Genomic DNA, 21,374 nt, shown 5'->3' on the forward strand with positions numbered 1-21,374 from the left:
TCTAAGGGCGGCTTCTACAGCTTTTTTATTATCAACAATATCTTGAACTGAGGCGCTATTAAACCAGCTATCAAACCCGTTTTTCTCCCAAGGCACCCAACCCAAAGGGTCAACCCAAGTAGTCGGCGCCGGCACATAAACATATAAATTAGCACCGCCTCTGACACCTATTGGATCCTGAGTGACAAATCGCCCAATTTCTGGATCGTAGAACCGAAAAGTATTGTAATTCAGGCTCGATTCGCAATCAAAATACTGACCTTGGAACCGTAGGTTTTGCTCGACATCCTTGACCGGCAGACTATCTATTGCACCCCAAGAACGATACGTCGCCTGCCAAACGATCTTGCCATCACTGTCCGTCAGCTCCAGCGGCGTGCCAATCTGGTCAGTATGGAAGTAATAAACCTGCTGCTCCTCTCCTTCCGCCTGATCGACCCGCGCCAACGGCGCATAGCTACCCGGCTCATACAGGTACAGGATGCTCTGCCCGGGCGTCTCCTCCCGCAGCATTCTCAGCCCTTGCCAGAGGAAGCGCTTCTGTTCGACTTCGCCGTTGATTTCCGCTTGCTTGGCAACCCGCCGCCCCAGGCTGTCGTAACGGTAGTGCCCGGTACTCTCCAGCTTGCCATTGACCAACGTTTCCGCCCGCACCAGCCGGTTCTCGCAGTCATAGCTAAAGCTCTGCAGCTTGCTGTGCCCCGAGCGCTTCTCGATCAGGTTACCCCACGGGTCGTAACGGTACTCCTGCCCAATTCATATACGAATTCGGGAGTGATCTTTTCGATGCCGTAAATTGCCATCGCATTGGCCGCACACATATCATCGCACCTATATACTATCAATTAAGTTGTCTAGAACACTTTTTATCTTTGAAATATTATAAGGATGATTCAACACAATAATGTTTCCTTGGCCGGAACTCGGCAGACTACCCATCGCAGTCTGATTCCGCACCGTCAATGAAGGTAACTTTTCCCCATGTCAGTCTTAGAGGCCAGTTCGATTGCATGAACTTTTCCAGACTTATCAATAGCCATAATATCTGGGCGCCGCCCTGTTACCCCTTTTACCATTAGCGAAACTGTACGACCTATTCAAATATATCTCTTTGAACTTACCGCTCATTGCCAGCTTATTAGCAATGGCCTCGGAGAACTGATCATGCCCCCGAGTCCCATCTTTTTGACCTTTGCCGAATATTTTTGCTCCATTAACCTCTCGCATAGGGCATGCAGCGAGTCCAAGGGGGTGAACCCATGTGATCGGGCTGGCGAGCACGCGGTGGTCGGCGTTGTACTGCACTTCCAGCTCGCGACCGAGCACGTCGGTGGCCTAGCTGCTGCGGGCGTCGAAGTTGTAACGGAGATGGTAGTGTAGGAAGTGGCTGACGGTGTTCTGGAAGCGCTGTAGCTGAACCTCAGGATTAATGTGCGGGACTTAGCGCCCATGATTAGATGTCGTAACCTACTGTGCTGCCGATCACAATTATAGCTACAAAGATCAAAGACATCACAGTGAAGCTTAAGCATACCTTATGACTGATCGAACCTGGAGAAAACACTGAAAGCGAAGTGACCGAAACAAAGTTGGCAGCCACTTCGAAAGTGTGTATTGTTAAAGAACCTAAGTAAACCTCACCCCGCCCCAATCTCGCCGACCTCAGAACAACTCTTTTACATCTTCATCCCCCATCTGCTCGTAAGGGAACAACCCCATTGCCTCTTGCTCCGAGATCTTTTTCTCATTCTCATTAACATCAATGCTTTTCAAATCATAAGGAGGTGTACCAAACACAAACCTCAACCCTTCAACCCTGTCATCTTCACCCAATTCCAGATGTCCAACCACTTCCCACTCACCCTCGCCCATCTCCAGCAAGGAAAATGTATCGAGAATGACCGGAAACTGCTTAATGGTTTGTAACTTACCCAACTCTTCTCTCGGCGAGGAAGATGTTTCGGCAAAAATTTCAGAAACATAGCCCAGCTCTATTTGCTTAATTAGCCTTGCAAAGCCGTATAAGCCGTCAGCGATTTTAAACGAAAGAACATCGCCAGCCGTATATTTTTTAGTTTTGCCTTTGCCCATTCCAACATCCTCCGAATGACTTTTCAAATCCTCCCCACAAAACAAGCTGGGGCCATTTACCTTAATTGACAACTCAATCAAATACCTTATTTCTTCGAGCTTAGGCCTTCTGCCCAGAGACTCAATATAGAGCACCTGCAGTTCCTCTAGAAGTTTGCCAACTAGGTCTAGAGGTATATCTCCGACAACGATCTCATCATGTCCCGGCGCGCTCCACCACCCCATAACTAAACTCCTCAACAGGCCGTTGCATTAGGTGTTGATTTCCGCCCGTTAAGACTAGCAGATTTTTCATTAAAACTATTTTCAAAGTACTGCTGTCGCCCTGCAGCTCTCGTCTTGCTTTGATGGTCATAGGAATTGATTTTATTACCCCTGTTTGTATCCGAAATCTGCTCCCCTACGATGCCGGTTTTAGTTCCGTGGTGCTCAATATAAGCTTGCTCATAGCCTCGGGCCTGACCGTAAGTAACATTACGATCGAGTACTTTCATTTTTCCTCCATTGAGTCGCCCGCTCGCCACATGCTCACCACGGCGCCTAGTAACATTATCCGTTATGCCAATATAATATGGATCTTTTACACCCTTGTCATACAGTGCATAAACAAAATAACCAGGAGCAGTCTCAGCCACCCACCCCAACGGATCAACCCATGAGACAGGATTATCGGCATAAAAATAAAGATTAAAACCGCCATCAACCCCAATTGGATCCTGACTGATATACCTTCCCGCCTCAGAATCGTAATACCGGAAGGTATTGTAGTGAAGTCCAACTTCACTATCGAAGTACTGCCCCTGAAACCTCAGATTCTGTTCAATCTCATTGACACTTAAAGTTTCTATTTCGCCCCATGAACGATAAGTCGCCTGCCAAACAATCTGCCCGTCGCTATCCGTCAGTTCCAGCGGCGTACCAATCTGGTCAGTATGGAAGTAGTAAACCTGCAGCTCTTCCCCTTCTGCCTGATCAACCCGCGCCAACGGCGCATAGCTACCCGGCTCATACAGGTACAGAATGCTCTGCCCCGGCGTCTCCTCCCGCAGCATTCTCAGCCCTTGCCAGAGGAAGCGCTTCTGTTCGACTTCGCCGTTGATTTCCGCTTGCTTGGCAACCCGCCGCCCCAGGCTGTCGTAACGGTAGTGCCCGGTACTCTCCAGCTTGCCATTGACCAACGTTTCCGCCCGCACCAGCCGGTTCTCGCAGTCATAGCTAAAGCTCTGCAGCTTGCTGTGCCCCGAGCGCTTCTCGATCAGGTTACCCCACGGGTCGTAACGGTACTCCTGATCCCGCCACTGTTTGATCCGGTTGTCCTTGACCTTGTCGAACTGCCGCGCATTGAAGTCCAGGCGGTTGGCTGCCGGGTCGTAACGGAATTCCTCGCTGCCCACCAGCGAGCCGGTATCGCGGCTGCGCAACTGCCCGTTGGCTTCGTACTCGTATTTGATCTCACCCCGCAGCTTGTCCAGCGTGCGCACCAGTTCACCCGCCGGGTCGTACTGATAGCGACGGTGGATCGGGTTATACGCATGCTCCACCAGCAACGAGGTATTGATCCCGGTGTTGTGCACCTGCGAAAGCTTGTCGGCCGGCAAGTTCGAGGCAAACTGCCAGGCCTTGCGCCCCATCGCGTCATAACCGAAGCAGCTGGTGAGCTTGCCCTGAGTCCGGTACACCTCGCGGTGCAGGTCATCACGCTCCATATCGCTGATAACCTGGCCATCCAGGTTCAGCTGGTGCAGATGCCCACTGCCGTAGTACAGGTGATTGACCTTGCGGCCATCCGGCAGGGTCAATGTGGTCAGGTTGCCGAGCGGATCGTACTCGTAGCCGAGCGTGCCGTCGGGGATGATTTCTTTAGTCAGCCGCCCCAGCAGATCGTAGGCGTACTCCAGCTTCTCTTCCGTGATCCCAAGCTGCTTGCCGATCCCGGTCGGTTGCCGCTCGATGCTCAGCAACCGGTCGCCGTCATCGTACGCATAGTCTTGACGCGCATCGCGGTTGATCTTGGCGACCAATCGGCCAATGGTGTCACGCTCAAACAGCGTATGCCGCTCCGGCCGCTCGGCATTTTCGCCATAGCCAATCTCATCCAGCCGCGTGAGATGGCCTCCGACGTTGTAGCTGAAACGCCGGGTCAGGTTATCCACCCGCACTTCTTCGCTCAGCCGGTCCGAAGCGTCATAGGCAAAGCTGTACGTGGCGTTGTTCTCATTGACCAGCGCGATCAGGCGCACGGCCTTGTCGTACTCGTAGCGTACCCGCTGGCCCTTGGCATCCTGGCGGCTGCTCGGCAGGCCACGCGCCGTACGCATCAGGCGTGTGGTCTGGCCCTTGCCGTCGGTGTGGCTGATTACCTGGCCGTAGACGTTGTAGGTGAAGGTTTCCGCGGTACCGTCCGGGTGACTGATGCGCAGCACTTCGCCGTCGGGCTTGCGCTCCAGGGTGGTGGTCTGGTTCAGCGCATCGGTCACCGCGACGAGGTGCTGGCGTTCGTCGTAGCGGTACCAGGTGCTCTTGCCCGAGCAGTCCTGATAACGCTCGACCTGGGCCAGGGTGTTCCACCACAGGTACTTGGACTTGTAAGTCGCATCGATGATGGTATGCGGCAGGCCGTCATCGCTGTTCAGGTACTCGGTCATCTGGCCGAGGGCATCGAATTCGGCGAGCAGGTTGCCCTTGTCATCGTAGCGCGCTCGCCAGGTGCTGCCGTCCGGATAGCTGACCTGGGTCACCAGCGTGGTCAGGTGGTGATATTCGTAGGTGGTCTTGCGGCCCAGCGGGTCGGTTTCTTCCAACAGGCGGGCGTATTCATCGTACTTGAAGGCGAGCCGGTTGCCGTCCGGCAAATCCAGGCCAACCATGTTGCCCTGCTCGTCCAGCTCGATGGCGTAGCGTTCGCCACCGTAGTCACGGCTGGCGAGCACGCGGTGGTCGGCGTTGTACTGCACTTCCAGCTCGCGGCCGAGCACGTCGGTGGCCCAGCTGGTGCGGGCGTCGAGGTCGTAGCGGAAGTGGTAGTGCTCGCCATCGCTGGTCCAGTGCTCGACCACGCGCGGCTTGTCGCCGAGGGTTTCCCAACGGTAGTGGCAGCCCAGGCCCAGCGCGTTGCTGTGGGTTACCATCAGGCCTTCGGCGTAGCTGAAGCTGCGCACCGTGTCGCCGTTGCGGTTGATCACCGCGCTCAGTTGGCCGTGTTCGTCGTAGCGGTACTGGGTGAGCGTTTCCACCGCTTCGTTGTTCACCACGCGCTTGATGTCGGTCAGGCGACCCAGCGGGTTGTCGTAGTGCAGGTGCACGCGGGTGCCGCCGGTGGCGCTGATGTCGGTCAGCGTACCGTCGGGCGTGCGGGTGAAATGCAGGAAGTGGCCGAGGGCGTTTTCGATGCGTTGCAGCGGCACTTCGCTGTTGGTGTCTGGCACTTCGCCGAAATAGAAGAACAGGTTGTCGAGGGTTTGCAGGATGTAGTGGCCGCCCTCGGTGCACACCAGGTACACCTGCTCGTGCGGGTTGTAGATGCGCTGGCCCGGTTGCAGGGTCACGAACGGCACTTCGCGGCCCTGCCGCCAACAAATATACACCCACAAGTTAAAATAAGACTACAGCTTCAGATTTTAAAGAGCTCACAAAATACCAAACAAACCAATCTAAACAACCAATTCAACCGCACTACTACTGAAGAACATTTATAAAACCGTTCGCAAGGAAGATGCTTTACCCTCGCCCCTAAAAACCACTATCAAATCTAGCAAAAAAAACAATTGAAGCACCAAAACACTCAACTAAGTTAGGCTTGACTTCAAGCCTAAGACCACCCGCCCTAACACTATTTTTTATTGTACCCGCCATTTCATAGCTCGCCTCAGAAGTTTGCAAATAAATTAAACTATCAATACTTGAATTATCTTCATCATCCAAACGAACAATGAACACATAATTTACAAGACCAGCACTACCATCACCAAGCGCAACTATTAACACATCAACCTCTTCATAGCACTCGGTGCTTGAGGCGGAAAAATCACTCATAGATATGTTCGTTATCAGCCACCTCCAAAAAAATACTTTTTGTTATCTTATTTTAAATTATAAACACATTCCGCTAGACCCAACTGGTGCAAGTGCCCGCTGCCGTTATACAAGTAGTTGAGCTTGCGCCCATCCATCGGGCCGCACTGGTGACAGCGGTAGATCGGATCATGAGTGTAGTCTAACAGCAGTGACGTAATCGTCTAGGTGGCGAGGAAATCCACCTCCGTTAGATCCAAGCGAACAACCAGGCTGCCCTGGTTGTTTGCTACCATTCATCCGAGAAAAACTATTAGAAAGGACAAGCTCACATATCACTCCGACCTTCAACAAAACAAATACCAATCACAGATTTATTCTGAAGCGACTCAGCTGCCCGATCTGACACCACAATGCGCGACATGCTTTCCAGTGCACGGAAAATCGAATGAGTTGGTTCGATATCCTGAAGAACGATTTTACTGAATCTTTTTGGTCCATCGGGTAATGATTTTATTAAGGGCTTATAAACGCACCTTTCCATATCAAAAGCGCTTTCCGACATCAAATAATTTACTGCATAATAATCATTATATAAATCCCCATTAATCGCAACGCACGCAGGAATAAACTGGATTTCGCTTTCAAGCCCCATCGCAACAAAAATATCAACAAGCCTTGACGTTACGATGTCAGGTCCATCACTAAAAAGATAATCGAACTTCCTAAACGCACTCAAACCAACTTTTTTATTGAGTGAAAGTCGAACAGACAAATCAGAACCTGAAATCAACTTACATTCTTGAAAGCTCAGGTGATCTATGCTGGACCCATGATCATAGGAAAGCCAATATTTTTCAGGATAACTATCCACAGGCTCGAGCAACCTCATTAACACGCTCCCCCTCTAATTGAATTTTTATTAAGCTTTATTTGACCCTTGCGCAACCCCTGACGATTCTCACTAATAATATCATCAACAGCTGCCTTGTATTGGGCTTGCGTCCATTTTTCCTGGCGCCCGACTTTTTCCACCTCATTTAAACTTGCTTTTACATCGCGACTATACCCTGGATGGGATCCTCTATGAATAGTTCGTGTAGGATGAAACTCCTCATGCGTAGGGAGATATATTATATTATTCAACGCGTGTATATTCATACCTGACGCTTTTAAAACAGGATGATTCACTAGCTGCTGTGGGATAATATGGTGTTTTTGAAACCCTTCGATGCCCGGCATCGTGTTGTACGTTGCCAGCCCCATTGGGTCGATCCAGAGAATAGGGCTAGGAGCATATAAATAGAGATTAAACCCTCCTTCCAACCCAATTGGATCTTGCGTAGAGAACCTTCCGCACTCCGGATCATAGTACCGAAACGTGTTGTAATACAGTCCGGTTTCATCATCAAAGTGCTGTCCTTGGAAGCGCAGGTTCTGCTCGATCTCACTTATCGGCAGACTCTCTATTACACCCCATGAGCGATACGTCGCCTGCCAAACGATCTTGCCATCACTGTCCGTCAGCTCCAGCGGCGTGCCAATCTGGTCAGTATGGAAGTAGTAAACCTGCTGCTCTTCCCCTTCTGCCTGATCAACCCGCGCCAACGGCGCATAGCTACCCGGCTCATACAGGTACAGGATGCTCTGCCCCGGCGTCTCCTCTCGCAACATCCTCAACCCTTGCCAGAGGAAGCGCTTCTGTTCGACTTCGCCGTTGATTTCCGCCTGCTTGGCTATTCGCCGCCCCAGGCTGTCGTAACGGTAGTGCCCGGTACTCTCCAGCTTGCCATTGACCAACGTTTCCGCCCGCACCAGCCGGTTCTCGCAGTCATAGCTAAAGCTCTGCAGCTTGCTGTGCCCCGAGCGCTTCTCGATCAGGTTACCCCACGGGTCGTAACGGTACTCCTGATCCCGCCACTGTTTGATCCGGTTGTCCTTGACCTTGTCGAACTGCCGCGCATTGAAGTCCAGGCGGTTGGCTGCCGGGTCGTAACGGAACTCTTCGCTGCCCACCAGCGAGCCCGTATCGCGGCCACGCAACTGCCCGTTGGCTTCGTACTCGTATTTGATCTCACCCCGCAGCTTGTCCAGCGTGCGCACCAGTTCACCCGCCGGGTCGTACTGATAGCGACGGTGGATCGGGTTATACGCATGCTCCACCAGCAACGAGGTATTGATCCCGGTGTTGTGCACCTGCGAGAGCTTGTCGGCCGGCAAAGTCGAGGCAAACTGCCAGGCCTTGCGCCCCATCGCGTCATAGCCAAAGCAGCTGGTGAGCTTGCCCTGGGTCCGGTACACCTCACGGTGTAGGTCGTCACGCTCCATGTCGCTGATCACCTGACCGTCCAGGTTCAGTTGGTGCAGATGCCCACTGCCGTAGTACAGGTGGTTGACCTTGCGACCATCCGGCAGGGTCAATGTGGTCAGGTTGCCGAGCGGATCGTACTCGTAGCCGAGCGTGCCGTCGGGGGTAATTTCTTTGGTCAACCGCCCCAGCAGATCGTAGGCGTACTCCAGCTTTTCTTCGCCGATCCCAAGCTGCTTGCCGATCCCGGTCGGTTGCCGCTCGATGCTCAGCAACCGGTCGCCGTCGTCGTACGCATAGTCTTGACGCGCATCGCGGTTGATCTTGGCGACCAGCCGGCCAATGGTGTCACGCTCGAACAGCGTATGACGTTCCGGCCGCTCGGCATTTTCGCCATAGCCAATCTCATCCAGTCGCGTGAGATGGCCTCCGACGTTGTAGCTGAAACGCCGGGTCAGGTTATCCACCCGCACTTCTTCAGTCAGCCGGTCCGAAGCGTCGTAGGCAAAGCTGTGCGTGGCGTTGTTCTCGTTGACCAGCGCGATCAGGCGCAGGGCCTTGTCGTACTCGTAACGGACCCACTCGCCCTTGGCGTCCTGGCGGCTGCTCGGCAAGCCGCGCGAGGTGCGCTGCAGGCAGGTGGTCAGGCCTTTGCCATCGGTATGCGTCAGCACCTGGCCGAGGGTGTTGTAGGTGAAGCGTTCGGCAGTGCCATCCGGGTGATGGATGCGCAGCACTTCACCGTCGGGTTTGCGTTCCAGCGAAGTGGTCTGGTTCAGTGCATCGGTCACCGCGATCAGGTGCTGGCGCTCGTCGTAGCGGTAGTGGGTGCTCTTGCCCGAGCAGTCCTGATAACGCTCGACCTGTGCCAGGGTGCTCCACCGTAGGTACTTGGACTGGTAGGTCGCGTCGATGATGGTATGCGGCAGGCCGTCATCGCTGTTATGGCTCGGTCAATAGATCGGACAAACCCAATGCCCCAGGTCATTTGCCTTTATAACTAAAAAGAAATGGGGCTAAATCAGCCCCACTGAATCGATCATGTTTTTAAAGATCTATGCCCTCGAAGCATTAAATCATCAGGAAAAATAACGACCACAGCCCAGCTCAAGCAGCTCAATCACATTTTAAAACTCAACGAGCAACCAGTTCAAAATCAAGATGACTCACATCGGAACCATCAGCAACTACTGGCAGAACTGGGACAGAGATAAACTCGAGTCCATATCCGTATTCCGAACCATATTCACGAAGCCCTGCATATCCCTTGATGGACAAACTATAAATACCAGGCTCAACATCAATATAATCATTACTCGGAAGTCGAGAAGCATACTCGGCTTTGTAATTTAGGAAAAAATCTTCATCCCAGTCAAATAGCGCATTGAGATCCGAAACAATCAGGACACCAGAAACTATTACCAAAGGAAGTCCTGAATACACGAATACCGGCTCAGGCAAATAATCCACCCCCACATTTTGACACTCTATAAAAACAGAGTATTCTTGCTCCGAAATTTGGTATATAGGAAAAACCACCCCCTGTTCAATCGCCTGCCGCCCAAGCGCTTCGTCTTTCAAAAAAGCATTAAAGATATTTGTATCTGTTAACCCTTTGCTTTTTATGAAAGCCGCAAATTGTACCGGATCAAACAATACTATTCCTGGAGCATACAGCTCTATCAACGCACTCCGTTTCATTACCCGCATCCTCCTGCAGAATTGTTACCACTGCCTTTGCCAAGCGACTTAGTTAGGGCCTCACCAATAGTTACATCTTTCGCAAGCACTTGTCCGGTACGAGGAATTTTTAACGTGCCCTTTTGAGGGAACCCCTCGTAAGCCTTGTTTAGCTTCTTAACCAATTCTTCAGACGTCCCTTCAAACTTCTTGTTAAACGGTACACCTTCTTTCTTTATTGCGTCATGGAATTGCTGATGTAGCTTATCAGAACCTTCAATCTCATTGGGGAACCATGATGGCGAGTCGAGCTTGGTACCTAGCTCTGGGAACCCATGGGTGTTTGCATGAGCACGGGGGAACGGATGGTGCCCCATACCGTCAGGTTTCAAGGGCTTCCAAAATGGCATCCACCCCCAAGGATCGATCCAGGATAGTGGATTGGGGACATATTGATATAAATTCAGACCACCATTGAGGCCAATAGGATCCTGAGTGCAAAACCTACCTATTTGCGAATCATAATAACGAAAAGTATTATAATAAATTCCCGTTTCAACATCATAGTATTGACCTTGAAAACGTAGGTTCTGCTCAACTCTATTGACGGTTATCTGCTCTATCTCACCCCATGAGCGATACGTCGCCTGCCAGACGATCTTGCCGTCACTGTTCGTAAGCTCCAACGGCGTACCAATCTGGTCAGTATGGAAGTAATAGAGCTTCTGCTCTTCCCCCTCCACCTGATCGATCCGCGCCAACGGCGCATAGCTGCCCGGCTCATACAGGTACAGGATGCTCTGCCCCGGCGTCTCCTCCCGCAGCATCCGCAAGCCTTGCCAGAGGAAGCGCTTCTGTTCGACTTCGCCGTTGATTTCCGCCTGCTTGGCTATTCGCCGCCCCAGGCTGTCATAGCGATACTCGCCTCGGCTCTCCAGCTTGCCATTGACCAACGTTTCCGCCCGCACCAGCCGGTTCTCGCAGTCATAGCTAAAGCTCTGCAGCTTGCTGTGCCCCGAGCGCTTCTCGATCAGGTTGCCCCACGGATCGTAACGGTACTCCTGATCCCGCCACTGTCTGATCCGGTTGTCCTTGACCTTGTCGAACTGCCGCGCGTTGAAGTCCAGACGGTTGGATGCTGGGTCGTAGCGAAACTCTTCGCTACCGATCAGCGAGCCGGTATCGCGGCTGCGCAACTGGCCGTTAGCTTCGTACTCGTACTTGATCTCGCCACGCAGCTTGTCCAGCGTGCGCACCAGTTCACCCGCCGGGTCGTACTGATAGCGACGGTGGATCGGGTTGTAGGCATGCTCCACCAGCAGCGAGGTATTGATCCCGGTGTTGTGCACCTGCGAGAGCTTGTCGGCCGGCAAGTTCGAGGCAAACTGCCAGGCCTTGCGCCCCATGGCGTCATAGCCAAAGCAGCTGGTGAGCTTGCCCTGAGTCCGATACACCTCGCGGTGCAGGTCGTCGCGCTCCATGTCGCTGATCACCTGGCCATCCAGGTTCAGCTGGTGCAAATGCCCGCTGCCGTAATACAGGTAATTGAGCTTTCGTCCATCCGGTAGGGTCAGCGTGGTTAGGTTGCTGAGCGGGTCATAATCATAGGTGACTGCGCCGTCTACCGTGATTTCTTTGATCAGCCGGCCGAGCAGATCGTAGGCGTACTCCAGCTTCTCTTCCGTGATCCCAAGCTGCTTGCCGATCCCGGTCGGTTGCCGCTCGATGCTCAGCAACCGGTCGCCGTCGTCGTACGCATAGTCTTGACGCGCATCGCGGTTGATCTTGGCGACCAACCGGCCAATGCTGTCACGCTCGAACAGCGTATGCCGCTCCGGCCGCTCGGCATTTTCGCCATAGCCAATCTCATCCAGTCGCGTGAGATGGCCTCCGACGTTGTAGCTGAAACGCCGGGTCAGGTTATCCACCCGCACTTCTTCAGTCAGCCGGTCCGAAGCGTCGTAGGCAAAGCTGTACGTGGCGTTGTTCTCATTGACCAGCGCGATCAGGCGCACGGCCTTGTCGTACTCGTAGCGTACCCGCTGGCCCTTGGCATCCTGGCGGTTGCTCGGCAGGCCACGCGCCGTACGCATCAGGCGTGTGGTCTGGCCCTTGCCGTCGGTGTGGCTGATTACCTGGCCGTAGACGTTGTAGGTGAAGGTTTCCGCGGTACCGTCCGGGTGACTGATGCGCAGCACTTCGCCGTCGGGCTTGCGCTCCAGGGTGGTGGTCTGGTTCAGCGCATCGGTCACCGCGACGAGGTGCTGGCGTTCGTCGTAGCGGTACCAGGTGCTCTTGCCCGAGCAGTCCTGATAACGCTCGACCTGGGCCAGGGTGTTCCACCACAGGTACTTGGACTTGTAAGTCGCATCGATGATGGTATGCGGCAGGCCGTCATCGCTGTTCAGGTACTCGGTCATCTGGCCGAGGGCATCGAATTCGGCGAGCAGGTTGCCCTTGTCATCGTAGCGCGCTCGCCAGGTGCTGCCGTCCGGATAGCTGACCTGGGTCACCAGCGTGGTCAGGTGGTGATATTCGTAGGTGGTCTTGCGGCCCAGCGGGTCGGTTTCTTCCAACAGGCGGGCGTATTCATCGTACTTGAAGGCGAGCCGGTTGCCGTCCGGCAAATCCAGGCCAACCATGTTGCCCTGCTCGTCCAGCTCGATGGCGTAGCGTTCGCCACCGTAGTCACGGCTGGCGAGCACGCGATGATCGGCGTTGTACTGCACTTCCAGCTCGCGGCCGAGCACGTCGGTGGCCCAGCTGGTGCGGGCGTCGAGGTCGTAGCGGAAATGGTAGTGCTCGCCATCGCTGGTCCAATGCTCGACCACCCGTGGTTTGCCACCCTGGGTTTCCCAACGGTAGTGGCAGCCCAGGCCCAGCGCGTTGCTGTGGGTCACCATCAGGCCTTCGGCGTAGCTGAAGCTGCGCACCGTGTCGCCGTTGCGGTTGATCACCGCGCTCAGTTGGCCGTGTTCGTCGTAGCGGTACTGGGTGAGCGTTTCCACCGCTTCGTTGTTCACCACGCGCTTGATGTCGGTCAGGCGACCCAGCGGGTGGTCGTAGTGCAGGTGCACGCGGGTACCGCCGGTGGCGCTGATGTCGGTCAGCGTACCATCGGGCGTGCGGGTGAAATGCAGGAAGTGGCCGAGGGCGTTTTCGATGCGTTGCAGTGGCACTTCGCTGTTGGTGTCTGGCACTTCGCCGAAATAGAAGAACAGGTTGTCGAGGGTTTGCAGGATGTAGTGGCCGCCCTCGGTGCATACCAGGTACACCTGTTCGTGCGGGTTGTAGATGCGCTGGCCCGGTTGCAGGGTCACGAACGGGATTTCGCGGCCCTGGTTGTCGGTGAGGTAGATGAACGAGCCCTGGCGGCGCAGGCTCTGCTCCCAAGGCAGCACCCAGCCGCGACCGAGCACGCTATCGACAGTCAGGTCGCTGGCGTAGAAGCGTGACCACTCGATCGGCATCAGGCCAGGCAGGCTGAAGTCGATTTCGTCGGGGATCAGTTTGCGGCCGGTGGTGAGGTCGACCGGGTTGCCGACCAGGCCGCCGATGGCCCTGCGGGCGACGGGTTCGACCACGTAGCGGCTGGCCACCTCGCCGGCGACGAAGCCGGCGGTGAACTTCAGGGCGCAAGGCATGACGGCTTTCATGCCGGCCTGGGTACCCGCCTTGATCAACTGCGCGATACCACCCGCGGCACCGGCGATGGCCATCAGCACATCCACGGTGGTGCGCAGCCACTCCGGGATCTCGTCATCCACTGGCAGATAGCGGTAGGTGCCACCGCCGATGATGACGTTGTCCGACCCACCGGAAATGGTCGCGCCGCAGGTCAGCTTGTCGCCCTTGCGTGCAGCCGCGACGCTGTTGATGAAGACATTGGTCGAGCCTTCGGCGATCTGCACCGGGCCAGGGTGCTTGTCGCAGGCACCGATGCTTTTTTCGACGCGGGCGGCCTTGCGGCTGTTGATGAATACGTTGGGTGAGGCAGTGGTTATCGTCCCTGAGGGGGACGAGAACATACTGCCTATCGCCTCTCCGGCGGCGGTCAGCAAGCTGCCTCCGATGCCGGCTGCGAGGCCGGCCAGCAAGGCCACGCCGAACCCGCAGGTGAAGGTGGCGATGGCCACCGTGGCCACCAGCGCGATGCCCAGGGCTGCCCCGATCAGGAAGCCCCCCAGCGCGCTGGTGTGCGATATCTCGTCGCCGAACCTGGCCGCTTCGAACATGAGGGATTACTCCTGTTCGCCGGACTCGGCGCTGGTTACGGACGGGGCTCGTGGGGTGAAGCTGGCCAGCAAGTTGTCCCAGTCCTGGTTCTGCTGGGCACTGAAGTCGGCCTGTGCGGTGGTGGAAAAGATCAGGGCACGCCCGGGGCTGATGATGAAGGCGGCCTGGCGCTGATACAGCGGGCGGCCCTGGTTCATGTAGTAGGCGTCGATCTGGATGCCGGCAATGGGTGCGGTAGCCGAGAGCGAGACGGCTTTGTTGCCCATGCGGGTGTAACCACGCAGCTTGGAGGTGAGCATCTTCACCTGGCGATCGACATAGGCCTGCAGCGCTTCGTCCGGCAGCAAGGTGTCACGCGAGATGGTGATGCTCAACGGTGCTGGAACACTGGCACCCAAGACGAACATGTTGACCGTGCGGTCCTCGAAACCTGCCGGCAGCGCGATGCCGCCTTCCTGCAACTCGTAATCCATGCGATGAAAATTCCTGATAGCGAAAAAATCGGGTGTCAGCCCTGCGCGAAGCCATCGAGCATGCGGTCGAACTCGGCCAGCCACTGGCTCAGGCCCGGCTTGCTTGGGTCGATCACGCTGGAAATATCCAGCCATTGCAGCGACTCGCTGCCGGTGATGGGCACCAGCGCGCCGATCAGGCGACCGTGCCGGGGCTCGTGGCCAGCATTGAAGTGGAAATCCAGGACCTTGGCCGGGTTGCCAGCCAGAAGGCAGTCACGTTGACGAATCACGCGCAGTTGCGGGTTCAATTCGCGCAAGGCCTGGATCGCGCCCTCGAACAATTGCTCCAGCGGTTGCCTGGCGCGTACATCACGGCGGCGGATGCTGAGGCTGATCGGCTCGCCTTCATGCTCGATGGTGGTCTGGATGTCGCGAAAGCGAAAGCCGATCGGAAACTGCAAAGTGAAACCTGCGAAGGTGAAACCGCTGCCCACATCCTGCAACGCGGCTGGCACCGGTTCCGGCTCGGGCACAGGCTCAGGCACATGAGCGGCCTCCGCCAACCTGGCCAGCCGCGCAGCCTCCTCTTGCGCTTCGCGCCTGGCAGAGATGCGGTCGTAGATCGAGGGCTTGTACATGAACCTTGCCTCAGTCGTTGATCCGCACCGCGGCGCCAGTGATCTGGGTGGTGTCGGTGCTGGTGGTCACGATGACCTTGCCTTTGATCTCGATACCTTCCGGGGTCAGCGTGATGCTGCTGTCGCCCACCTGCAGAATGATGTGCTGCTTGGCGGCCACCTGTATGAACTGGTTGTCGACCTGCAGGGTGTAGGAACCTTCGGTCACTTGCACCACGGTGTCTTTCTTGACCGTTTCGGTGTGCGTGCCACCTACTGTAATCGTGCGGTTGTTCCCCACATCATGGGTCTCATCCAGCTCGATCTCGGTATCCATGTTGCGCTCGGCATGCATGATGATCTGCTCGGCGCCGGCCTTGTCCTCGAAGCGGAAGAAGTTGGCGGTACCGCCGTCGCCCTTCATCGACCGGGTCAGGAAGCCACTCTGGGTCTTGTTCGCCGGCAGCGACCATGGCGGGGTGTTGGTGCTGTTGTACAGGCTGCCCATGATCAGCGGCCGGTCGGGGTTGCCGTCGAGGAACACCACCACCACTTCGTCGCCTACACGTGGGATCTGGATGCTGCCGAAGCCGCCGCTGGCACCGGACTGGGCGACGCGTACCCAGCACGAGCTGTGGTCGTTGTACTTGCCATTGCGGTCCCAGTGGAACTGGATCTTCACCCGGCCCAGCTCGTCGGTGAAGATCTCCTCACCCGGTGGGCCGACGATGATCGCGGTCTGCGGGCCGACGATGGTCGGCTTGGGCGTGCTCAGCTGCGGGCGGAACGGGATCTTCTTGCGCACGCAACTGAAGGTGTTGAAGTAGCTGGCCTGCTGGCCGGTAAGGTAGTTGTTGTGGCCTTCGCTTTCCACGCTCATCAGCAGGAACTGGCGGTCTTCTACCGGGCCCTGGTCGTGGATGTAGTGCTGCAGCAGCTCGAAGGTGTAGCCCGGCTTCATGGCCCGACAGTTACTGGCACCTTCGAACTTCTTGCCGCGCAGCTCCAGCGCCTCGATGCGCAGGCGCAGCAGGGTTTCGCCCTCGTCGTAGGTGCCGTGGGTGTACTGGCCGGGGAAGTCGTAGATCTCGAAGTTCTCGACATCGCCCTGCTTGTTCACGCTGTTCAGCGCCACCGGCAGGCGGTTGTTGGGCTGGCGGTAGTCGAAGGTCTGCGTGGCCATCTTGCCGGACTGCAACTGGCGGTTGCCGCTCCACTGGGTGATGGAGTCGGCAGTCTCGGTGACCGAGGCGCTGTGGAAGCGGATTTGCGGTTGCTCGGGGATGTCCACCAGCGTGCTGGAGTCATCGCAGATGATCATGGTGTGGCCTTCGGCGGTGTGCTCGAAGTAGTAGAACATCCCCTCTTCCTCCAGCAGGCGCTGGACGAAGTTGAAGTCGGTTTCACGGTACTGGGTGATGTAGGTGTAGCGCTTCTGCGGACGGGTCAGGCGGAACTCGTGACGAGAGAACGCCGGGCACAGGGCGAACACTTCGGTAACCACTTCCTCGACCGTGTTGCCCTGGAAGATCCGCGTGTCGAAGCGGTTCTTCAGCATCGAGAACCACGGGTTGAGGGTTGCGGTATAACGCGCCATGCCGCCGTCGCTGCCAATGCTGGCAAAGCGTGTGAGGTAGCCGGTTATGTAGCGCGGGCCGCCTTCGGCCAGTTCGATCTCGATGCTGACATGCTGGCCCATCATGGATTTGAGCGGCACGCCGGAGTCTTCGCAGACCAGCAGCAGTTCGTAGTTGAACGCCCGCGACAGGGCTTCGGTGCCCTTGAAGGTTTCCAGCAGCAGTTCCTGCTCGGGGTTGGCCAGGTTGTGAAACTTGAACAGGCGGCGGTTCTGCGGCGACAACAGCGCGGAGGCCAGGTCCATGATCATGCGAAATCTCCTTGAAAACACGGCCAGCACGCGCTTGCGATGCTCAGCTGCAACCCTGATCTTGCGGGCGTATTCTGCATGCGCGCATAACGCGCGTGCTCTGCGGAATCATGCGACTGCCTGCAGAAAGGAAAGTGCCATCATGCATTGAAATTAATGCGACATGGTTCACATTCCCGAATGCCAGGCAGGCAGAAAGGCCCAAAGGAAACACCGGCAAAAGCTGCCCTGTCAACTCACTACAGGCCTTGAAAAACCGGGCAATACCGCCCTGCAAGGCAATGTCATATCGCCATCTTTGATATTCCTCACTGGCGCCCGGAAGCGCCCCGGCTATCGCCGAACGGCCCGTCGCAGAAGGTCCTTGAGATGTCGATCAGAGCCCATGCCTGACAGCTCCAACTCGAACTGTCTCGCTACCTGACGCATCAGCTCCACTGGCGGAGAAAAATGTTTCATAACGTGGATTGGTTCAAATTTTTCGCCACTGGCCAATTCCGGCAAATGGCCATCGCGAACGCGGCCGTAATGGCACTTGCGGGATGCGGCCAGCCACGAAACCGTGCGGCGATGCTCAATTGCCATCATTGCCGCGCACGCCTGTCATGAGAACAATGGACTCTCCGCCGGACTTCGCCCCCATCCTGAGGTCTGACGCGACATGCTGCGCTCGCCGCCGAGCGCCGCCACTTCCATGGACAGTGAAGCGAAAATGGATCTTTTAGCCAACATCCCCAGTTGGGGAGACATCGAACGCAATCTCGAGCAGAAATTCAGCGAGCTCAACCAGAGCGTCGACAGCGGCCTGAACAGCGCCCATGAAGCCTGGGACGGTTTCAGCCGGCGAGTGAGCAATGGCGCCAACCAGGCCTATGGCTACCTCGGTGGCCAGCGTATCGACAACGTGCGCCAGGCCATGGCCCTGTCCTACCCGATCATTCAGGACAACCTCAAGCGCAAGTGGTCCTCGATAGGTATCGAGCAAATCCTGCCGGTGCTGCTGCAACTGGTCAAAGAGGTTTCGATGATCCTTGGTGGCAGCGTGGCGGTCGGTACACTGGCCGGCGGCGTGGCCGGGGCGTTCGCGTTCGGTGTTGGCGCGGCACCTGGGGCCGTGGCCGGCGCCGGCATTGGCCTGCAGGTCGGCAACCTGATCCTCATGGGCCTGGGGCTGTCCGCCATCGCCGAGTATTTTTATCAGGGCCTGCCGGCCTGCCTGTCGACCCTTCAGCAAGGCATGGCCACGGCCTGGTTCGCCGAGGATGGCCTCAAGCCTGCTGGCCTGGACCCGAGCGGCGGTTCCGCAGCGCAGGCCCAGGAGCGTATCGAGCGTGCGGCGCGCCAACTGGCCCGCGGCCAGGAGCAACTGGTGTTGCTGCTGCTGACGGCCATTGTCACCTACCTGACCCGCGGGCAGATAAAGGCGGGCATTCTGAGGAATATGGAAACGCCTGCCATACGCAGTGCCCGGCTGCAGGCGGAAATGTCCAACAAGCAACTGGCCGCCTGGCTGGCAAAAAACGAGCAAAAGCTGCTGGCACATACTGAACTTCAAGCACGTGACGCCACACCATTCAAGCGTGCAGAAACTGAACCACTACCTGCCAACGAACGCTCTCGCGAGCTATCGCAGAAGGCTGTTGAGCCGCCAAAACCCAAATACAAACCTGGATTCACCGAAGAAGATATTCTTGCAATCGCCAAAGGCGAAAGGCCCGACCCCACCACTTATCTAGACCCAGATTATGTCGCGCAACACTTGGCCCAATTCGAAAATGGCGCCTCACGCTTCATGACCCAGACCAACCTTGAGAAATACGGCATCGCACAGAGAGATGGTACGTCGTTCATCATGCCAGGCCACGAAGCAACCGAACTACTTGCCAAGACAGCAGGTGACAAGCGCGCGTTGGAGCAAGCCCTTGGCTTGCCTGAGAATTTTCTTGATACCAATGCACTGGTCCGGGTAGACATCCCTGATCCGAAGCAGTTGAATCTACGGATTCCATCAGGAAATGAAGCCGGTGCTAACGAATTCTGGATCCCTGGTGGCAAGCTACCTGACGGCAACAGTGAAGCCGTCATAGACGCGGCGGGTATTGCCGCCAAGATGTTCAATACCGCTCCCCTTTTTTGAAGGCCCCCTATGAAATTCAAAGATCTTTTCATCAGTCGTCAGCACATGTACTCAATCGGCATCGAAGAAGACGCTGGTCAGTATTACGTTTCGTTCCCCGTCAGCAACGGCATGGTTGACTACGAAGAATATTACGCCATCGCTCCAGCTACATTTGATGCCTTCATGGATGACCCTGATTCGGCGCTGGCTTTCGTGATAAAATGCCGCAAAAGACAACTCGATGAATTACTAATCATCAAGCCGGGAAAAAATCGGGGCACGGCCATCTAGTGCCACATAGATAAATGCTGACGAAATACGACATTGCATGAACGTTTGACCCTACCAACAAATGAGTGGCGCCCTCTTACGCTGCGGTGAAGTGGTGCAGTACCTTACCCCAATCAGGACTGACCATGAACACCGAAACACTCAAGCAGAAATTACTCAAGCTTCGCTTGATCATCGACAGCCTGAAGGCGCAAGACCCTGCCGCGATGAAGCTGAGCGTCGAACTGGAGCCACTGCTGAAAGCCGCAGACCAATAGCCCCATGCCTCCAAGTGAACACGGCCAAGAATCAAACACATATCGATACAACTCATGCACATCACGTGGACCGAAATCCATTCCGTGGAACGACGCAAATAACCTGTACCGGAAATAACCTTTTCAAACTAATATGAGCAGGTGAGAAATGAAACCAGCCACACCACTGGAGTATGTAGATAAAGCAATTGCGCTGGCGATTGACCGAAAAAAGCGCATTCCTGGCTTTACGATTTACGCGAGTATAGTCGACCAGTTAAAGTACATCAGGGCAGTTTTCGACGATACCGAAAAAGATAAATCCAAGCTGCACAGGCTAACGATTGGAGCTATTGCATCGAAGGAATTCGAGGAAAATGACCCGGAGTTGGCCAAGGTATTGAAGGACGCTTACTACGTGGCCATTCAGTCGGCCCGCGGCTTGACGATTCAACTACCTGATTGAACTCGGCCACTAGCGAGTTCATACCTTGGTTGATTACGAAGAGTATTATTGGATCGAACAGGCACCGTTCGATGCCTAGCTGCAGCGGCCGAGCACCACCCCTGCGATGGTCAGCAAGAGCCGGAAACGCCAGATGGACCATGAGTTGATCTACCCGCCAAGCGCCAATCGAGGTCGAGCGCGCAAGACCCTCAATGCGCCACGCTATGGCATCCAAAAACATCGCGGGTAGAATTGCCGACGAGCTTTACGATGAAGCCAAGTGGTGGGTCATCGGCAAGCTGCGCCCCGACGGGATAGACTTGCCTACCTGGCCAAGCGCCCTCAGGCTGCCATCGATGCCCTCATTGCCATCGCCCCCACGTTCAACCTGCCCAAGCTCTGCGAATGAATACACGCTCCTCACAAATGTCACCCGGGCTTACGCCTCTCAAGATGAGGCTGCTGGCCGTCGCCATGTTCATCGCATTGCTCCTGGTAGGGGCCGTCTCGCTTTATGCCTATACCAACTACCTGTTCCCGCTGTTCGGCAGGCTGCTTCGTGGCGCTCCGGTCGTGGAAACACCGTACCTCGCGTTCGGCCTGCTCATGGCTCCACCGGCACTCGCCATCCTGCTCGTTGGCAGTGCGATCTGCGCCTGGACCGGCAAGAAGTTCGACCCGCCCCCTGCATCCTGGCTGCACCGCTTCCAGACGTTGATGTTCGGGATATCGATTAAAACACTGATCTATGTAGTACCTGCAGTGATGGTTCTGACTACGGGGGCTTTGCTGGCCAGGGGTTACACGCCCTGCTCGAAGCTGCTGATATCGGGTTCTGCCTGGCAGTTGTTCTGGGTCAATGATGACCGGGTGTGCTTCAAGCCGGATCACTACATCAACGACAACTGGCCATGCAAGGTTATCGACGGCAAGGACGTTTGCGTCCAGGTCGATGGGCGGTAAGTTGCCTACCTTGGTCAGGCTCAAAGCGAGT

At 55.9% G+C, this 21,374-nt stretch carries 14 protein-coding genes and 3 pseudogenes; 5 read left to right on the forward strand and 12 right to left on the reverse strand.

Annotation, left to right across the window (positions count from 1 at the left end; translation table 11 throughout):
• Positions 1–99 precede the first annotated feature (99 nt).
• The 12 genes and pseudogenes from AC2T3R_RS13740 to AC2T3R_RS13795 all read right to left on the reverse strand — a co-directional run.
• Positions 100–750: pseudogene (locus AC2T3R_RS13740) on the reverse strand (RHS repeat domain-containing protein); the annotation flags it as partial.
• A gap of 912 nt (positions 751–1,662) precedes the next feature.
• The gene (locus AC2T3R_RS13745; protein ID WP_061552516.1) at positions 1,663–2,316 is read right to left on the reverse strand and encodes an Imm26 family immunity protein; all 654 of its coding nucleotides are present in this window, start codon (positions 2,314–2,316) and stop codon (positions 1,663–1,665) included.
• Positions 2,317–2,729: 413 nt separating this feature from the next.
• Positions 2,730–5,663, reverse strand: a pseudogene (locus AC2T3R_RS13750) (RHS repeat-associated core domain-containing protein); the annotation flags it as partial.
• Positions 5,664–5,820: 157 nt separating this feature from the next.
• On the reverse strand, positions 5,821–6,123 hold the full coding sequence (locus AC2T3R_RS13755; protein ID WP_486743783.1) for a hypothetical protein: 303 nt from the start codon (positions 6,121–6,123) through the stop codon (positions 5,821–5,823).
• Positions 6,124–6,430: 307 nt separating this feature from the next.
• Entirely contained in the window at positions 6,431–6,994 is a 564-nt protein-coding gene (locus tag AC2T3R_RS13760) for a hypothetical protein (RefSeq protein ID WP_367245716.1), read from the reverse strand.
• Positions 6,994–7,368 (reverse strand): AHH domain-containing protein, encoded by a 375-nt coding sequence (locus tag AC2T3R_RS13765; protein ID WP_486745290.1) that lies wholly within the window; start codon positions 7,366–7,368, stop codon positions 6,994–6,996. The genes AC2T3R_RS13760 and AC2T3R_RS13765 overlap by 1 nt, the downstream gene beginning before the upstream one ends.
• Positions 7,357–9,354, reverse strand: a pseudogene (locus tag AC2T3R_RS13770) (RHS repeat-associated core domain-containing protein); the annotation flags it as partial. The gene AC2T3R_RS13765 and the pseudogene AC2T3R_RS13770, both read right to left, overlap by 12 nt.
• A 190-nt stretch (positions 9,355–9,544) precedes the next feature.
• On the reverse strand, positions 9,545–10,111 hold the full coding sequence (locus tag AC2T3R_RS13775) for a hypothetical protein (protein ID WP_486743784.1): 567 nt from the start codon (positions 10,109–10,111) through the stop codon (positions 9,545–9,547).
• A complete protein-coding gene (locus AC2T3R_RS13780) occupies positions 10,111–14,325 on the reverse strand; it encodes an RHS repeat-associated core domain-containing protein (RefSeq protein WP_486743785.1) in 4,215 nt (1,404 codons plus the stop codon). The genes AC2T3R_RS13775 and AC2T3R_RS13780 overlap by 1 nt, the downstream gene beginning before the upstream one ends.
• A gap of 6 nt (positions 14,326–14,331) precedes the next feature.
• Positions 14,332–14,799 carry a DcrB-related protein gene (locus AC2T3R_RS13785; RefSeq protein ID WP_003260502.1) on the reverse strand — a complete coding sequence of 156 codons (468 nt, stop codon included), beginning with the start codon at positions 14,797–14,799 and terminating at the stop codon, positions 14,332–14,334.
• Between the two features lie 35 nt (positions 14,800–14,834).
• On the reverse strand, positions 14,835–15,419 hold the full coding sequence (locus AC2T3R_RS13790; protein WP_486743786.1) for a hypothetical protein: 585 nt from the start codon (positions 15,417–15,419) through the stop codon (positions 14,835–14,837).
• A 10-nt stretch (positions 15,420–15,429) separates the two neighbouring features.
• On the reverse strand, positions 15,430–17,286 hold the full coding sequence (locus tag AC2T3R_RS13795; protein ID WP_486743787.1) for a type VI secretion system Vgr family protein: 1,857 nt from the start codon (positions 17,284–17,286) through the stop codon (positions 15,430–15,432).
• Between the two features lie 712 nt (positions 17,287–17,998).
• Between AC2T3R_RS13795 and AC2T3R_RS13800 the strand changes: the two genes are divergently transcribed.
• From AC2T3R_RS13800 to AC2T3R_RS13820, 5 genes are all read left to right on the forward strand, one after another.
• Positions 17,999–19,423 (forward strand): DUF6861 domain-containing protein, encoded by a 1,425-nt coding sequence (locus AC2T3R_RS13800; RefSeq protein WP_410952432.1) that lies wholly within the window; start codon positions 17,999–18,001, stop codon positions 19,421–19,423.
• 9 nt (positions 19,424–19,432) lie between these two features.
• Entirely contained in the window at positions 19,433–19,696 is a 264-nt protein-coding gene (locus tag AC2T3R_RS13805; RefSeq protein WP_020190029.1) for a hypothetical protein, read from the forward strand.
• Between the two features lie 125 nt (positions 19,697–19,821).
• Complete coding sequence (locus tag AC2T3R_RS13810; RefSeq protein ID WP_410952426.1) at positions 19,822–19,953, forward strand: hypothetical protein; 132 nt, start codon at positions 19,822–19,824, stop codon at positions 19,951–19,953.
• 148 nt (positions 19,954–20,101) lie between these two features.
• Positions 20,102–20,398, forward strand: a complete 297-nt coding sequence (locus AC2T3R_RS13815; protein WP_410952425.1) for an immunity protein Tsi6 family protein — start codon at positions 20,102–20,104, stop codon at positions 20,396–20,398.
• Positions 20,399–20,833: 435 nt separating this feature from the next.
• A complete protein-coding gene (locus AC2T3R_RS13820; protein WP_410952431.1) occupies positions 20,834–21,343 on the forward strand; it encodes a hypothetical protein in 510 nt (169 codons plus the stop codon).
• Positions 21,344–21,374 lie beyond the last annotated feature (31 nt).

Source organism: Pseudomonas sp. PVC-5-1 (genome assembly GCF_057444345.1).

What these genes read in the sequence shown, in the direction of transcription:
- AC2T3R_RS13745 (WP_061552516.1), bottom strand. Translation starts at nt 2,316, where the DNA reads ATGGGGTGGTGGAGCGCGCCGGGACATGATGAGATCGTTGTCGGAGAT.
- AC2T3R_RS13755 (WP_486743783.1), bottom strand. Translation starts at nt 6,123, where the DNA reads ATGAGTGATTTTTCCGCCTCAAGCACCGAGTGCTATGAAGAGGTTGAT.
- AC2T3R_RS13760 (WP_367245716.1), bottom strand. Translation starts at nt 6,994, where the DNA reads ATGAGGTTGCTCGAGCCTGTGGATAGTTATCCTGAAAAATATTGGCTT.
- AC2T3R_RS13765 (WP_486745290.1), bottom strand. Translation starts at nt 7,368, where the DNA reads ATGGGGCTGGCAACGTACAACACGATGCCGGGCATCGAAGGGTTTCAA.
- AC2T3R_RS13775 (WP_486743784.1), bottom strand. Translation starts at nt 10,111, where the DNA reads ATGAAACGGAGTGCGTTGATAGAGCTGTATGCTCCAGGAATAGTATTG.
- AC2T3R_RS13780 (WP_486743785.1), bottom strand. Translation starts at nt 14,325, where the DNA reads ATGTTCGAAGCGGCCAGGTTCGGCGACGAGATATCGCACACCAGCGCG.
- AC2T3R_RS13785 (WP_003260502.1), bottom strand. Translation starts at nt 14,799, where the DNA reads ATGGATTACGAGTTGCAGGAAGGCGGCATCGCGCTGCCGGCAGGTTTC.
- AC2T3R_RS13790 (WP_486743786.1), bottom strand. Translation starts at nt 15,419, where the DNA reads ATGTACAAGCCCTCGATCTACGACCGCATCTCTGCCAGGCGCGAAGCG.
- AC2T3R_RS13795 (WP_486743787.1), bottom strand. Translation starts at nt 17,286, where the DNA reads ATGATCATGGACCTGGCCTCCGCGCTGTTGTCGCCGCAGAACCGCCGC.
- AC2T3R_RS13800 (WP_410952432.1), top strand. Translation starts at nt 17,999, where the DNA reads ATGGATCTTTTAGCCAACATCCCCAGTTGGGGAGACATCGAACGCAAT.
- AC2T3R_RS13805 (WP_020190029.1), top strand. Translation starts at nt 19,433, where the DNA reads ATGAAATTCAAAGATCTTTTCATCAGTCGTCAGCACATGTACTCAATC.
- AC2T3R_RS13810 (WP_410952426.1), top strand. Translation starts at nt 19,822, where the DNA reads ATGAACACCGAAACACTCAAGCAGAAATTACTCAAGCTTCGCTTGATC.
- AC2T3R_RS13815 (WP_410952425.1), top strand. Translation starts at nt 20,102, where the DNA reads ATGAAACCAGCCACACCACTGGAGTATGTAGATAAAGCAATTGCGCTG.
- AC2T3R_RS13820 (WP_410952431.1), top strand. Translation starts at nt 20,834, where the DNA reads ATGAGGCTGCTGGCCGTCGCCATGTTCATCGCATTGCTCCTGGTAGGG.